The 14,951-nt window shown below is 40.2% G+C and carries 12 protein-coding genes; 2 read left to right on the top strand and 10 right to left on the bottom strand.

The window, feature by feature from the left end; translation table 11 throughout:
- Positions 1–12: 12 nt before the first annotated feature.
- The 9 genes from MTT09_RS05385 to MTT09_RS05345 all read right to left on the bottom strand — a co-directional run bounded on the left by MTT09_RS05385 (position 13) and on the right by MTT09_RS05345 (position 10,381).
- A complete protein-coding gene (locus tag MTT09_RS05385) occupies positions 13–1,665 on the bottom strand; it encodes an ATP-dependent metallopeptidase FtsH/Yme1/Tma family protein (RefSeq protein ID WP_429803714.1) in 1,653 nt (550 codons plus the stop codon).
- Positions 1,652–2,890, bottom strand: coding sequence for a tRNA (N(6)-L-threonylcarbamoyladenosine(37)-C(2))-methylthiotransferase MtaB (mtaB, locus tag MTT09_RS05380; RefSeq protein WP_429803017.1), 1,239 nt, complete (start codon positions 2,888–2,890; stop codon positions 1,652–1,654). Before mtaB ends, MTT09_RS05385 begins: the two co-directional genes overlap by 14 nt.
- Positions 2,890–4,479, bottom strand: a complete 1,590-nt coding sequence (locus MTT09_RS05375; RefSeq protein WP_429803015.1) for a mechanosensitive ion channel domain-containing protein — start codon at positions 4,477–4,479, stop codon at positions 2,890–2,892. The genes mtaB and MTT09_RS05375 overlap by 1 nt, the downstream gene beginning before the upstream one ends.
- Positions 4,476–5,513, bottom strand: a complete 1,038-nt coding sequence (gene aroB / locus MTT09_RS05370) for a 3-dehydroquinate synthase (RefSeq protein ID WP_107847871.1) — start codon at positions 5,511–5,513, stop codon at positions 4,476–4,478. Before aroB ends, MTT09_RS05375 begins: the two co-directional genes overlap by 4 nt.
- Before the next feature lie 3 nt (positions 5,514–5,516).
- The gene (locus tag MTT09_RS05365; protein ID WP_429803013.1) at positions 5,517–6,935 is read right to left on the bottom strand and encodes a COG3400 family protein; all 1,419 of its coding nucleotides are present in this window, start codon (positions 6,933–6,935) and stop codon (positions 5,517–5,519) included.
- Between the two features lie 103 nt (positions 6,936–7,038).
- On the bottom strand, positions 7,039–7,599 hold the full coding sequence (locus tag MTT09_RS05360; RefSeq protein WP_012001689.1) for an ABC-type transport auxiliary lipoprotein family protein: 561 nt from the start codon (positions 7,597–7,599) through the stop codon (positions 7,039–7,041).
- On the bottom strand, positions 7,596–8,537 hold the full coding sequence (locus tag MTT09_RS05355; protein WP_429803011.1) for an MlaD family protein: 942 nt from the start codon (positions 8,535–8,537) through the stop codon (positions 7,596–7,598). Before MTT09_RS05355 ends, MTT09_RS05360 begins: the two co-directional genes overlap by 4 nt.
- Positions 8,538–9,278 carry an ABC transporter ATP-binding protein gene (locus MTT09_RS05350; protein ID WP_012001687.1) on the bottom strand — a complete coding sequence of 247 codons (741 nt, stop codon included), beginning with the start codon at positions 9,276–9,278 and terminating at the stop codon, positions 8,538–8,540. It abuts the gene before it with no gap.
- On the bottom strand, positions 9,275–10,381 hold the full coding sequence (locus tag MTT09_RS05345) for an MlaE family ABC transporter permease (protein ID WP_103558129.1): 1,107 nt from the start codon (positions 10,379–10,381) through the stop codon (positions 9,275–9,277). The genes MTT09_RS05350 and MTT09_RS05345 overlap by 4 nt, the downstream gene beginning before the upstream one ends.
- A 79-nt stretch (positions 10,382–10,460) precedes the next feature.
- Between MTT09_RS05345 and tgt the strand changes: the two genes are divergently transcribed.
- Both tgt and MTT09_RS05335 read left to right on the top strand, forming a co-directional pair.
- A complete protein-coding gene (tgt, locus tag MTT09_RS05340) occupies positions 10,461–11,591 on the top strand; it encodes a tRNA guanosine(34) transglycosylase Tgt (protein ID WP_429803009.1) in 1,131 nt (376 codons plus the stop codon).
- Entirely contained in the window at positions 11,581–12,279 is a 699-nt protein-coding gene (locus MTT09_RS05335; RefSeq protein WP_429803007.1) for a CorA family divalent cation transporter, read from the top strand. Before tgt ends, MTT09_RS05335 begins: the two co-directional genes overlap by 11 nt.
- A 50-nt stretch (positions 12,280–12,329) precedes the next feature.
- Here the strand turns inward: MTT09_RS05335 and MTT09_RS05330 are convergent, their stop codons facing one another.
- Positions 12,330–14,903, bottom strand: coding sequence for an ATP-dependent Clp protease ATP-binding subunit (locus MTT09_RS05330; RefSeq protein WP_429803005.1), 2,574 nt, complete (start codon positions 14,901–14,903; stop codon positions 12,330–12,332).
- Between the last annotated feature and the right edge of the window lie 48 nt (positions 14,904–14,951).

The raw sequence follows: 14,951 nt of genomic DNA, 5'->3' as shown, positions 1-14,951 counted from the left end.
TTTTCTCCTTTATTAGTAGTTTTCATTTAAAATTTTAGCAAGCGTCTCTTTATCTACGCTCTCATAAGTAAGCAGATATGAGCTTATCCTTGCGATTTGCTCGTTTGTGCCCTTTAAAAATGAGATTATCTCATCTTTTGCTTGTTTTAAAATTTCTTCCACATCGTTTGGATTTGGCACGAAAGAATTTCCCATGCCATACTCATAAACCATCTTTGAAGCGATCTCTTTTGCCAAATTTAGATCGTTGCTTGAGTTTGAAAAGATGTCGTTCTCATCTATCTCGAGCTTGCACATGCCAGAGATTAAAACCTTTATGCGTGAGAGCATCTGTGACTTTGACTCGATCTCTTGCTCAGTCGCCATAAAGCGGTCTTCAATGAGCGAAATTTTTTCAAATTTCACATCAAACCAGTAAGCACTTAGCGCTTTTGCGCCTTGATAGATGGCTTGAATTTTCTTCTCGCTCTCGCTGTAGCTTAGCACCTTTTTCTTGCCGAGCAAGACCTTGTTTAAAACAGCCTCAAAGTCTCTCATCCTAAGCACGCTCTCGCCATTTCTAAGGGCATTTATCGCAGCTTCATTTACAAGCGTGCTAAGTGCTGCACCAGAAAAGCCAACGCTCATCCTAGCGATATCCTCAGCTGGCACTTCGCAGTTTTTATCTTTTAGATATGTGTTTAGGATCGCCACCCTGTCGTTATAATCAGGCATTGATAAAAATATACGCCTATCAAAGCGGCCCGATCTAAGTAGCGCCTCGTCGATCATCTCGATCCTATTTGTAGCAGCTATGACGATGACGCCAGAATTGTCCTCAAAGCCGTCCATCTCGGTTAGCAGCTGATTTAGCGTGGCTTCTCGCTCGTCGTTTCTAGTGCCACCCCTACTCTTGCCAACAGCATCTATCTCGTCGATAAAGATGATTGATGGTGCGTAGGATTTGGCTCTGCTAAAGAGTTCTCTAACTCTTTTTGCGCCCATGCCGACGTAAATTTGCACAAAGCTTGCACCATTTTGGTAAAAAAACGGCACATTTGCCTCGCCAGCGACTGCCTTTGCCACAAGTGTCTTGCCAACGCCTGGAGGGCCAATCATTAGCACGCCTTTTGGCATTTTGATACCAAAATTTCTATATTTTTGCGGATTTTTAAGAAAATCAACTATCTCACTAAGCTCGCTTTTGACCTCGCTAATGCCTGCTACATCGCTAAATCTCACGTTTGAAATGACTGGCATCGCATTTTGATTTAGTACGCTTTCTATCTCAAAAGCGCCATCTTTTTTGCTTAAAAGGCTCTCCTCTTTCTTCTTGATAGCCCTAAAAATATATGCATACCAAAGCACAAGACAAACAAAGATGATGCTTCCCCAGACCATGCCTGGCGTGATATACTGCACACTTCGCTCGACTGGGACCTTTTTGATGAGCTCTTTTATATCTATGCCCTCTTTTATGATGGCAAAGCGGTTATTTTGCGCATAGAGGATGACCTCATCTTCGTCGATGACTGCTTTATCGATGAAATTTCCATCCATTAGTTGCATATATTGCGAGTAGGTGATGTTTCGTGGCTCTTTACTCACAGCAAAAAGTAGCGCTATTATTAGAGCCACAGCGGCTATTATTAGGATATTTTTCTTGTTAAATTTAAATTTTTGCATAATTGGCATCTGGCTTAATTTCATATTCGCTTACCTCCAACCACTCTTTTGTTATGTCGTTTTGACTAGAAATTTTAGCTTTGTTGTAAAACTGATCAAAGCCCTCGTAAAAGTCGCCGTTTTTTTGCTCGACTAAAATTTTTAAAGCCCCGTTATGTCTTTTTCTAAAATTTTCATTGTTTTTAAAAGCAATGCCCTGTAAAACTTTCAGCCTTGCCTTTGCCACATCGCCACTTACGTCGCTTTTTAGCGTCGCTGAGTGCGTATCACGCCTAGGCGAATAGACAAAAGCATGCAGGTGCGTGATAGGAAATTTCTTGAAATTTTCCACCGCTTCTGCCCAAATTTCTTCACTTTCCCCTGGATGACCCACGATGTAGTCAGTCCCCAAAGCAAAACCAAGGGAGCTTAGCTCATTAAAAAGCTCTAGGTCGCTAAATGCGTTATTTCGCCTGCGCATGATCTTTAGCATCGCCTCGCTCGTGTGCTGAAGTGCGATGTGAAGATGACGCTCCAGCCACTCCTCTTTTAAAATTTCTCTAAAGCTCTCATCTATCTGGCTTGGCTCGATACTGCCAAGTCTTATGCGTCTGATGCCTGAAATTTTGCCTAAATTTGCTAGCAATTTGCCAAGAGAGCTGTTTGTATCTTTGCCGTAGCTGCCTATGTTTGTGCCAGTTAAAACGAGCTCATTATAGCCATTTTGAGCTAAAATTCTAGCTTCTTTTAGTATCATCGCCTCGTCCATGCTCCTAGCTCTGCCGCGCACTGATGGGATGATGCAGTAGCTGCAGTTAAAGTTGCAGCCTTCTTGAATTTTTATAAAAGCCTTTGTGTGATTTTCGTAGTTTGTGACGATGTTTTTATCGACTGAGTTTAAATTTCCAAGCTCAAAAAATGGCTTATCTTGTTTTAAAAGCTCGTTTAGATCACTCTTTTTGCTAGCTCCTAGCACGCCAAAGACGCCACTACTAAAAAGCTCCTTGCCCTTACTAACTGCGCCACATCCTGTTAGTATGACCTTTGCGCCACGTCTTTTTACGCCGTTTATATAGTTTCTAACGCCGCTATCAGCCGAGTTTGTCACGGTGCATGAGTTTATCACGACGATATCAGCGACCTCTTCGTCGTTTGTGATCTCGTAGTCTTTTATGTAGCTCTTTAAAAGCTCGGTGTCATAGATGTTTGTGCGGCATCCAAATGTTTTAAAAAATATCTTTTGCATTAGATATTTTCGCCCTCTTGCTCAGCGTGAGCTACGTGATCGCTTGGCGTTTCTTTTTTGCCTATAAACATAGTTTGTGTTGGGTAAGCTATCTTTATATCATCGTGAGCCAAAAATGCCTCTATGATCTCAGCACTTATCGTGCTTCTTAGAGCGAGCGTGGCGTATGAGTTGGACATATACCAGCATGAGATATTGATGCCATATGGCTCAAAAAATGTGTAAATTCTTGGCTCTACATTTGGATTTTTGATGCTGTACTGGCTTCTTAGCTTGTTCATCTGACGTTTTGCGATGTCTGTATAGCCTTTTGAATATTTTTTAACGATATTTTTTGCTAGATAGGCTGCCTTTTTATGATTGCTATCAAAGCTTATCACGACATCTATGCCGTCCCAAACTGTCTTCATGCCGTAGTGCGAGTAGTTTGCGATGAGGTCTGTAAAGATGTAGTTATTTGGTACAAAGATGATCCTACCTGCACGGCGGTTTGTCTTATAGGTCGAGTAGCTAACGTCTTCAAAAACGGTTAAGCGAAGCAGCGAAATGTCTATCACATCGCCCACAAATTCGCTACCGTCGTGATAGACCCTGACGCGATCTCCCACGTGGATCGTACCACCAAACATGATAACCATCCAACCAAGCATACTCATAAACATATCTTTCATCGCGATGGCGATACCAGCTGAGGCAAAACCTAGCACGGTGACTAGATACGTGACGTTTTCGATGTATGAAAAGAGCAAAATTATGATGATAACGGTTATGTTTAGTACGTTTAAAAATTTATTGACCGTGTAAAATCTCTCGTTATCCGTGATCGTTCTTTTAACGATAAATTTAGCGATAAATGTTAGTCCGATCGTTAAAAGGATGACGATGGCTGTGTAGCCCATGCTTAAAAACTGAGCCTTGATGTCAGAGGTCGTCAAATTTATCGCTTCATCTGCCCTTTTTTCATAGACGCTATAAGTGGTATCAGCGATCTGTTTTGCCGCTTTGAAGTCGCCTATCTCTTGCTTTGCAAGGTTTAGACTTGCCCTATTTTGCTCGCTATCATCTATCAAATTTAGTCTATTTAGCAAATTCTCTTTTGCTTCAAGCTTCTCAAGCAAGGTGTCAAGCTCTTTGATGTGCCTTTGGTACTCGATCTTGTCGCTTCTTATCTTTTTTATGTATGAAAAGCCAGACACCAGCGCCACTGGGCTATTTATCCTAGGCGGATTTTCCATTTCTGGGGCTGCTAGCATATTTGAAAATGGCGTTTTCTCATACTCTTTTAGCAAATTTATCTGCTCTTTTAGGGTTTGACTTCTCTTTATGAGATCGCCACCTCTTTTTGAGCCTTTATCGAGCTTTTTAAGCTCATTTTCATTTTGCTCTAGCTCATCAAGAAGCTTTTGATAGGTGTTGTAGTTAGCGTATCTTGTGATCCAGATATTGTTTTTTAGGGAGTTATCTAGGTTTGAAATTTCTTTTATAAGCTCGCTATTTTGTAAATTTTGTGAGACATTTTGCTCAAGCGTGGCGTTCTCTTCAGCGTAAAGTGCAAAGCAAAAAAGTAGAAAAACTAGGATCTTTTTCATTTAAATTCTCTCAAAGTTTCTAAAACGTCCTCTTTTTTGACGTCATTTTTGATGAACGCACTGCCGATTTTATCTGCGATTATGAAATTTATCTTATCACCTTTTGTCTTTTTATCCATAAAAAACGCCTCGTAAAATGCATATTCGTTTTCTATTTTGTAGCTTACAGGCAGATCAAATTTCACTAATACCTGCTTGATCTCCTCTGCCTGCGCCTCACTCATGAGACCCAGTCTAACGCTTAGGCGATTTGCCATATTCATACCTATCGCCACCGCTTCGCCGTGTAAAAATTCTTTATAATTTGTCTCGTTTTCGATGACGTGAGCAAAGGTATGACCGTAGTTTAGGATGGCTCTTAGACCCTTTTCTTTTTCATCTTGCTCGACTACTCTAGCCTTTAAATTTATAGACTTTTCAACTAGCTTTGCTAAATTTCCATCGTCTAAATTTACGCTCTTTAGCCAGCTAAACATCTCTTTATCAAAGGTTATCGCCATCTTTAAAGCCTCTGCCACGCCAGCTGCAAATTCTCTCTTTGGCAATGTTTTTAAGAAATTTATCTCACAAAAAACTGCCTTTGGCTGATAAAATGAGCCGATTAAATTTTTGCCAAATTTGTTATTTACCCCTGTTTTTCCGCCCACACTTGCATCGACTTGCGCTAAAAGCGTGGTTGGGATATTTATAAAGCTTATCCCTCTTTCATATATGCTTGCCGCAAAGCCGGTCATATCGCTGATGACGCCACCACCAAGGGCTATGAGCGTAGATGCGCGGTCAAATTTACTAACAAAAAGCTGCTCTAAAATTTGCTCTATTGTCTCAAGGTTTTTATATTCCTCGCCGTCTGGCACGCTTATGATAAATTTCTCATCGCACTTTAAAACGCTAAGCAGCTTTTCAAGGTGAAGCCCTGCTACTTTGGCATTTGTGACGATGCCGACCTTGCCCTTTAGCTCTAATCTCTCAAGCTCGTTTATATAAATTTTATAGCTTGACGCCTTTTCCTTAAGGTTTAAATTTATCTGCATTTTCTACTCACTTACTGGCACAAAAAGCTGTGCGTTTTTGCTTAGTTTTTTATAAAGTCTATTTAAATTTGTCGATAAAAAGGCAAAAGCGCTACCATTTGCCACGCTCTTGCTAAACATCACAAAATGAAGCAGATCATTTGTGCCTTTTAGCTTTACAAGCGGGTTTTTGAGGCTGTGATTTTCTATCTTTATGCGCTTTGAAAAGAGCGTGCTAATGCTCTCAAAGTGCTCTTTTAGCGCCTCATCGTCGCTATGTTTGTTGTCAAAATAGTAAAATCTCATCTCCAAATCAAGCTGCGCGCAGCAGTCTGTAATGACGGCTGATTGATTTTCCACCTCTTGGCTTTGATCGCCCAGTATCACGCCCTCTTTTACCTTTGAGAGCAAAATTTTACCTGTTTTTAGCACTGGAATTTTAAGCTCATAAAATAGCTTTTGAAATTTAAAAAAGTATCTATCGTCGCTTATGATTAGTCCGATATCGTGTTTTAAAACGTCATCTTTTATCGATTTATTGTCGCTGTTAAAATAATCCATCAAAACAAGGATATTTTTCTCTTTTATCGCCTTTAGCGTCTCTAAATTTTCGCCTAAAGTTGGGTTTATCACTCTAAAGATAAGGCGTTTGTTATTTAGCTTTGAATGCACATATAAGCTATCTTTTATAAGCTTGCCAACTCGCTCTTTGCTCATTGATCTCATATCGATTAGCGTGTAGATGTTGCTGCCAAATGGACTTGGAAACTGCCCACTCTCGCGTTTTATCGAGCGATAAACGTTTTGAAGCACATTTGGATCACCAACGATTAGCAAGATATCGCTTGGCTGGATCATTGTATTTGGCTTTGGCAAGATGATCTCAGCGCCCCTGTAAATAAGCGCTATCCGCCATCTTTTTTGAGCGATCGAGCTTACATGGCGATACATATATGAGCTACCAATAGGCACCTTAACCTCCATGATCTCGCCCTCACTAAAGCCGATATTATCAGCATATACAGGCATATCTGGCAGATAGTCCATGAGCCTTGAAGCTGCGATATCTCTGATATCAACCACGCTTAGGTGCTTATCGCTTGCAAAAGTCTCCTTGCACTTTTCATCAAGCTCCCACGAGTTCATAAAAATGGTCTCAGTCTTTGTGCTGATCTGTCTTAAATTTTCATAAACAGCAACCGCCTCTTTTTCATTGTCACTCATGATGCAAAACTGGCTAAAATAGCCGTCGCTTACGCTCTTTAGCTTTGAAAGGCTCGTTGGGTCAAACTGATAAAATGTAAAATTTTCGTAATTTGCCTTTTGGCTGTGATCTTCGTTTGAAACAACGATATAGTGGTGTAAATTTGACTTTGCTCCAAGAAGTCTGCTCAAAAAATTTCTAGCAAAAGTTCCGTCTGCGATTATTAAAATTTTCTTCATTAATTCTCCGTATTTTAAAGCCACATTATAACAAAAGGTCTTTAAAATAAGCTATTTTTGGCTGTAAATTTAAGCTTTCACAGCCAAAAAATTTAAGAAAATTTTAGTAGATTATTTCAGAGATTAAAGTATCGATAGCTGAATTTGCAGCCTTATTTATCGTCTCAAAAATGGTGCTTGAGCTTGGATCTGGGCAGAAAATTTCTTTTGTTATCATGCCTGATTTGAGCGAGGTGTTTGCGTTAAATAGCTCATACGCTAGCGAAACTTCGGCCTTGTCGCCACGTATTTGAAGTGAGATGATGCTAACTTTTAGCCTAAGATCCTTTGCATTTGGCGAAAATATCGGCTTTGCAGCGCAGTTTGAGTATAGTCCTTTTACGAGTGATTTATAGACCATCTCGCTTGGTTCAGAGACAAATTTAGCATCGCTCAAATATCTTATCTTGTTATTTTCAGCGACGATTAGTATCTTTCTGGTATCGACCATATCAAGGGCGCTCACGTTTTCGATGAAGACATTTTTTAGCTCTTTTTGCTTGTTTTCAGCCGAGCACTCCTTATTTGAGTAGTGTATCTCATACATCGTAGCTTGTGGTACGTCGGTCTTTAGCGAGCAGCCAAAAAATAAAAATGCAGCCGCTAGAAAGATTAAATTTCTCATTTTTTATCTCCTTTATCATTTTTATCATTTGGCACTGGATTTGTGAAGAAAAACTCGTAAGGATTGTCCTCAAGTCTTTGAAGCGCACCCCTAAACTCACGAAGCGTCTTGTCAAATCCATTTAAAAAATCGCTAGCCTCTCTAAGCAGCGGTGAAACGGTATTTCTAAGGTCATACTCGCCGTTTTTTACCTTTTGAGTGAGGATATCTTGAAGCGAGCTATATCCAGTGACGGCTGAATTTGCTGATTTGAAAACTGAATTTGCGCTTGCGATTAGAGTGTTTAAATTTTTAGCAAGCTCTTTTGTGTCGGTTTTGTTTAAACTATCGGTGAAATTTTTTACATTTTTAACGATGCTATCAACCTCGCTTAGACCATTTTCATCGGTTAAAACCTGAGTAAATTTATCGATATTTCTTAGGATTGACTCGATGTGAGAGATATTTTCAGCCGAGAAAAAGCCATCAACTTTATCAAGGGTTTGATTTATCTTTAAAGTGATGTTTTCAGCGTTGTTTCCAAGCTTTGAAAAAAGGCTCTCTTCAAGCTTTAAAATAGGCTTATCGCCCAGTTTAAAATCCTTCGTGCCTCGGCTTATATTTATACTAGCCACACCGCTAATAGCCTGAACTTCGATACTTGCTATGCTATCAGCCTTGATAGGCAGATCCTCTCTTATCTTCATTGTGATGTTTATAAGAGCGTTTTTATCATCGACAAAATTTATATCACTAACGCTTCCTGCTGGCACGCCGATAAATTTAACCGTAGAATCCACCTTTAGGCCGCTTGGCAGCTCAGTCGTGTGGATGTAATACTCCTTAAAATCAACCTTTGTGTTATTTTTGCTAGTCATCCACCAGATAAATATCGCAAATGCTGTAAGGCAGGCTATGAAAAACATGCCAACAATGGTATAAGAATTTCTATTTTCCATCTACTTTTTCCTCATTTTAAATAGCTCTTCAAGCGGGTTATTTTCAAGATGCTCAAGCTCTTTTATATCTCCCTCAAAGGCTATTTTTTTATTATCTATTATCAAAAATCTATCCAAAATATCAAAAATACTATCCGCATCATGCGTCACCATGACGACTGTTACGCCGATGCTATCACGAAGCTCTTTTATGAGCGCGTCCATCTGGCGCGAGCTAACTGGATCAAGGCCGCTATTTGGCTCGTCCAAAAATAGCACCCTAGGACTTAGCACCAAGGCTCTTGCAAGCGCGGCACGCTTTTTCATACCCCCACTTAGCTCACTTGGATATAGCATTGATACCTCTTTTTTAAGCCCCACTTTTTGTATCCAAAACATCGCTATCTCATCGATCTGGCGCTTGTTAAATTTAGAGTACTCATGGAGCAAAACACCCACATTATCAAGTATCGTCATCGAGCTATAAAGCGCTCCAAACTGAAACATCGTCCCACTTTTTAGCTTTATCTCTTGCTGTTCTTGTTGGCTACTTTTCCACATATTGACGCCGTCAAACGTTATATCGCCCTTATTTGGCTTTTTTAGATATATCATCGTCTTCATTAGCGTCGTTTTACCAGTGCCACTGCCGCCTAAAAAGCCGTAAATTTCAGCCTCTTTGACGCTCCAACTCACATTATCGTGCATTATCTTGTCACCATAACTTGTCGTTATGTTTTTTCCAACTATTATCTCGTTCATATCTTTAGCCACATAAAAATTATCGCAAAAAATGCATCAAGCGCGATAACCCAAAATATCGCATTTACAACGCTAACGGTTGTCATCGCTCCAAGACTTTGGGCGTTTTGACTAACGCCAAATCCCCTCATGCACCCAATGATCGCTATCACCGCGCCAAAAAACGGAGCCTTTATCATACCAACAGCAAAGTGCCTAAGCTCAACCATCTCGCGAAATCTATTGAGATAGTCGCTAAAGCTGATATCAAGTATCGTTTGGCAAATGATCATCTGCCCTAAGATGCTTATGCTATCAGCTATAAAGATGATGACAGGCACGCAAAGCACCATGGCGATGATGCGCGGCAGCACCAAGAAGTTAAATGGTTCAAAACCCATCGTCTTCATCGCGTCTATCTCCTCAGTTAGCTTCATAGCGCCAATTTGAGCGGTAAAACTGGAGGCCGACCTGCCCGCCACGACGATAGCAGCGATGAGCGGAGCGACCTCTCTAAGCGTTAGCATGCCCATGATCTCAACTATAAATATACTTGCCCCAAAGCTTGCAAGCATCGCACTGCCAAGATAAGCAAGCACAACGCCTATCAAAAAAGCGGTGAGCGATACGATGAAAACGGCATTTACGCCGCCATCTTTTATATAGTTGCTAAATTCTCTAAACCTTAAATTTGCAGGATTAAATAAAATCCTTACGCTCTTTATCAAAAACTCGCCCAAAAACGAGCCAAACTCAAGCAAATTTACAAATCCCTCGCAAATTTTCTCCCCCAATCGTGAGAAAAAATTTAGGCTATTGTGCGGTGGCATATAGTTAAAGTCGATCTTTTCGTCATTTAAAAGATCGCTCATCGCCTTTATCTTCTCGTCGTTTGTGATGATCTCAAATTTCTTGCCATTTAGCGTGTTTTTTAAAAGGATCAAAACAGCGTAATCAATGCTCTTTAGCTCGCTAAAGTCAAATTTAACATTGCCGTTAAGCTTTTGGATTTTTTTAAAAATGCTTTGTAAATTTTTAGCCTCTTTGTAGCTAAACTCGCCTGCAAATTTTATGGTCGCAGTGCCGTTTGCTTCGGTAAAAACGATATCATTTCTTTTTTGCAAAAAGTTCCTTTGCCTTAAAATTTCTGGATTATACTATAAATTTTGTTAAAATAAAAAATCAAAAAATTTAAGGACTTAGATGAAATTTGAAGTTATAAAAAAAGATGGCAACGCAAGGCGCGGCGTCCTAACAACCGCTCACAGCGTGATACAAACGCCAGTTTTCATGCCAGTTGGCACGGTTGGCGCAGTTAAAAGCCTAGACGCCTTTGATATGAGTGAAATTTTAGACGCAAAGATAATTTTAGCAAACACCTACCACATGTATCTGCGCCCTGGCAGCAAGGTCGTGCGTGAGTTTGGCGGACTTCATGGATTTTCTAAATTTGAGCGCTCGTTTTTAACTGATAGCGGCGGATTTCAGGCATTTTCGCTTAGATCAAACACCAAAAACGATGATGGCGGGATAAAATTTAAAAGCCACATCGACGGCAGCACGCACTACTTCACGCCAAGATCCGTCCTTGACACGCAGTATGACCTAGGCAGCGACATCATGATGATACTTGATGACCTAGTCGCCTTGCCAGCTGAGCCAAAAAGGATAGATCTAAGCATAAAGCGAACGATAAAATGGGCAAAAGAGGCGATTGATTATCACAAATTTATGCAAAGCAAGGGCGTTGGCTTGCAGCAAAATATCTTTGGTATCGTTCAAGGCGGCACCGACTATGAGGCACGTAAATTTTGCGCCGAAGCGCTAAATGAGATGCCATTTGACGGCCTTGCCATAGGAGGACTAAGTGTTGGCGAGAGCAATGAGGCGATGTATGAGACGGTTGAGGCGGTTATGCCATTTATGGATGAGCTAAGACCACGCTATCTAATGGGCGTTGGCACGCCTGAAGATCTTGTTGAAAATGTGGAGCGAGGCGTTGATATGTTTGACTGCGTCATGCCAACAAGAAACGCAAGAAACGGCACGCTTTTTACTAGCTTTGGCAAGATAAATATAAAATCAGCCAAATTTATAAACGACCACGCGCCGATAGACCCAGCTTGCCAGTGCTACACCTGCAAGCGCTACTCCAGAGGCTATCTAAACCACCTTTTTAAGGCTAGAGAGCTCACATTTTTTAGACTAGCAAGCCTTCACAACCTGCACTACTATCTAAATTTGATGAAAGAGATGAGAGAGGCGATAGAGGTCGGCGAATTTGCTAAATTTAAGCGAAATTTCTACGCAAAAAGGAGCGCAGATGAGCTATAAAAACGTGGTTTGTGGATATTTTTATGGAGATGCATTTGACTACATCACGCTCATCTCGCCGTCACAAAAGCAAGTTTTTAAATTTTTATTTAAGGACGGCAAAATTTATAAAGAAGACTTTGATCATGAGTGTGATAAAGATATGTTTGAAGCTGCTCTTAAGGGACTTTGCAATGAATTTGCAAATAAAATTTTAGAGCACCAAGACGAGCTAAATGAGTATGAGAAAATTTATGCTAGCCAAAAAAATTTTGACAAATTTATAAAAAGACATCACTTTTTAAAGTATGAGATCAGGAAATTTCAAAATAGCATTTCGCACTTTTACGAAGCTCTTGCGATCTGCCAAAGTGAGCAACAAGGTCTTAAAAAAGAGCTTAAAAACAGCATCCATGAAGCAAGCGTCTTTAAGACCATAGCTAACGAATATGCCTGCAGGGTCGAAGACATCTATACATTTATACAAAGCGCCAAAAACGACAAGATAAATAAAAATATCTATCTCTTGACGCTCATTTCGGCTCTATTTTTGCCGCTAAATTTCATCACTGGCTTTTTTGGGATGAATACAAATGGTATGTTTTTAAGCTCATTTAAAGATGGCACATTGATAGTTTTTGCCTTTATAGCGATGCTTTGTGTGCTATTTTTTATATTTTATTACAGATCAAATAAGGATATTAGTTAAATTTATAGTAGGCTTGGCAAGTTGATCCAACCTGCCAAGTAAATTTGAAGTTATTTTTTCTTAATGATGATCTTCTCGCCGTTGCTATCAATGGTGATCTTATCGCCACTTTCAAGCTCATCTTTTAAAATCATATCAGCGATCTTATCTTCAACTAGCTCATAAAGCGCTCTTCTAAGAGGTCTTGCGCCATAAACTATGTCAAAGCCAGCTTTTGCGATAAATTTCTTAGCCTCTTCGCTTAAAACTGCCTTGATACCACGGTTGTGAAGAGTTTTTTCAAGCTCTTTAAACATGATCTCAACGATAGATATCAAGCCTTGCTCGTTTAGAGGATTAAAGATGATAGTATCATCAAGCCTATTTAAAAACTCAGGTTTAAAGTAGTTCTTAAGCTCGTTTTTAACAGCCACGTCACGGTCTTCACCCTTTAGCTCCATTATGAAATTTGAAGCGATGTTTGAAGTTAAAATGATGATCGTGTTTTTAAAATCAACCGTTACACCTTTGTTATCAGTCGCACGTCCGTCATCAAGTATGCCAAGAAGTATGTTAAATACATCCTTGTGAGCCTTTTCAACCTCGTCAAAAAGTATGACTGAGTAAGGTCTTCTGCGAACTGCCTCTGTTAGTTGACCGCCCTCATCGTAGCCTACATATCCTGGAGGCGCACCAAGAAGCCTGCTCACGCTGTGTTTTTCCATATATTCGCTCATATCAAAGCGGATAAGCGCCTTCTCATCATCAAATAAGAACTTAGCCAAAGCCTTAGCTGACTGAGTTTTACCAACGCCTGTTGGTCCAAGAAATAAAAATGAACCAATCGGCCTTTGACCCTCATTTAGTCCAGCTTTGTTTCTCTTAACAGCACGTGCAAGTGCGTGCAGTGCGTCATCTTGACCGACAACACTCTCTCTTATATGCTCTTCGATGCGCAGATATTTCTCTTTTTCGCTTGTTAGCATCTTTTTAACTGAAATTCCAGTCCATTTGCTCAAAATTTCAGCCACAAGCTCTTCATCGACTTGATTTTTAAGAAGCACGCCCTCTTTTTTCATGTGCTCCCATTTTTCCTCAAGCTCGTGTTTGTGCTTTTTAGCGTCAGCTATCTTGCCGTATTCTATCTCGGCAGCCTTTTGAAGATCGCCATTTCTTTTTGCTATCTCAGCTTGTGATTTTAAGCTATCGATCTCTTTTGTTTCTTTTGAAATTCCACCAAAAACAGCCTTTTCGTTTTCAAATTTAGTATCAAGCGCTAGCTTTTTCTCATTTAGATCAGCTATCTCTTTTTCGATCTCGCCAAGTCTTTCTTTGTTTTTATCCGCATCCTCCATCTTTAGCGCTTCTTTTTCTACTTGAAGCGTTACAATCTCGCGTTTTATCTTTGAAAGCTCGTATGGCTCGCTCTCTATTTGCATCTTAAGCTCAGCTGCTGCCTCGTCTATAAGGTCTATCGCCTTATCTGGCAAGAAGCGGTTTGCTATGTATCGGTCGCTTAGCCTTGCAGCGGCAACTAGCGCGCTATCTGTTATCGTGATGCCGTGGTGAACTTCAAGACGCTCTTTTATACCACGTAAAATTTGAAGTGCCTCATTTACGCTTGGCTCTTTGACGTCTATTGGTTGAAAACGTCTTTGAAGTGCTGCATCTTTTTCAAAGTATTTTCTATACTCTTTTAATGTTGTCGCACCAACAGCGTGAAGCTCGCCACGTGCAAGAGCTGGTTTTAGGATATTTGCTGCGTCCATGCCACCCTCGCTCGCACCAGCTCCAACTATGGTGTGAATTTCATCTATAAAAAGTATGATATTGCCAGCTTTTTTAACCTCGTCTATGACAGCTTTTAGCCTATCTTCAAACTCGCCTCTATACTTTGCGCCAGCTACAACCGCACTCATATCAAGCGCGATGACACGCTTGTTTGCAAGACTTGTTGGCACATCGCGAGCCACTATCTTTTGAGCTAGCCCCTCAACGATAGCTGTTTTACCAACGCCTGGCTCACCAAGCAAGATAGGGTTATTTTTGCTCTTTCTTATTAAAATTTGCATCATCCTAGTGATCTCTTCATCACGTCCAATGACTGGATCAAGCTCTTTATTTAGCGCTTTTTGCGTTAGATCGATACCAAATTTCTCTAAGCTATCAAGGGTATCATCGCCAGTTTGGCTATCTATCTTTTTGCCACCTCTTATGCTCTCAAGGTTCTTTTTGATCTCTAAGATGTCGCAAAATTTGCTTAAAATTTGTTTGATCTCACTAAGCTCAAGAGCCGAGATGATCCATGTATCAACAGCTATGTAGCTATCGCCCATACTTACCATTAAAGCTTTTGCATTTTCAAGTGAATTTATAAGCTCTCTTGAAACTGAAACGTTATCTTTTGTGACATTTGAGCTGCTTGGGAGTGACGAGATCTTGCTTTTTATCTCAAGCTCGACTGCGTCCTTGCTTATGTTCATCTTATTAAATACTTGATTCAAAATAGAATTACTATCAGCGAGCAAAGCCCAAAAGACGTGAAGTGGCACAACTTGTGGATTTTTAGAAAAGATCGCTAAGCTAACGCCTTTTTCAAGTGTCTCTTGCATCTGCGCTGTTAAATTTTCTGTTATGTCAGCCATTAAAGCTCCTTAAGTTATTTTATAATGGCAGCATTATATAACTTTAGT

This window comes from Campylobacter concisus, from assembly GCF_050447505.1.
GTDB lineage: Bacteria > Campylobacterota > Campylobacteria > Campylobacterales > Campylobacteraceae > Campylobacter_A > Campylobacter_A concisus_BP.
This window is presented reverse-complemented; position numbering and strand designations above follow the sequence as displayed.

What these genes read in the sequence shown, in the direction of transcription:
- MTT09_RS05385 (WP_429803714.1), bottom strand. Translation starts at nt 1,665, where the DNA reads ATGCAAAAATTTAAATTTAACAAGAAAAATATCCTAATAATAGCCGCT.
- mtaB (WP_429803017.1), bottom strand. Translation starts at nt 2,890, where the DNA reads ATGCAAAAGATATTTTTTAAAACATTTGGATGCCGCACAAACATCTAT.
- MTT09_RS05375 (WP_429803015.1), bottom strand. Translation starts at nt 4,479, where the DNA reads ATGAAAAAGATCCTAGTTTTTCTACTTTTTTGCTTTGCACTTTACGCT.
- aroB (WP_107847871.1), bottom strand. Translation starts at nt 5,513, where the DNA reads ATGCAGATAAATTTAAACCTTAAGGAAAAGGCGTCAAGCTATAAAATT.
- MTT09_RS05365 (WP_429803013.1), bottom strand. Translation starts at nt 6,935, where the DNA reads ATGAAGAAAATTTTAATAATCGCAGACGGAACTTTTGCTAGAAATTTT.
- MTT09_RS05360 (WP_012001689.1), bottom strand. Translation starts at nt 7,599, where the DNA reads ATGAGAAATTTAATCTTTCTAGCGGCTGCATTTTTATTTTTTGGCTGC.
- MTT09_RS05355 (WP_429803011.1), bottom strand. Translation starts at nt 8,537, where the DNA reads ATGGAAAATAGAAATTCTTATACCATTGTTGGCATGTTTTTCATAGCC.
- MTT09_RS05350 (WP_012001687.1), bottom strand. Translation starts at nt 9,278, where the DNA reads ATGAACGAGATAATAGTTGGAAAAAACATAACGACAAGTTATGGTGAC.
- tgt (WP_429803009.1), top strand. Translation starts at nt 10,461, where the DNA reads ATGAAATTTGAAGTTATAAAAAAAGATGGCAACGCAAGGCGCGGCGTC.
- MTT09_RS05335 (WP_429803007.1), top strand. Translation starts at nt 11,581, where the DNA reads ATGAGCTATAAAAACGTGGTTTGTGGATATTTTTATGGAGATGCATTT.
- MTT09_RS05330 (WP_429803005.1), bottom strand. Translation starts at nt 14,903, where the DNA reads ATGGCTGACATAACAGAAAATTTAACAGCGCAGATGCAAGAGACACTT.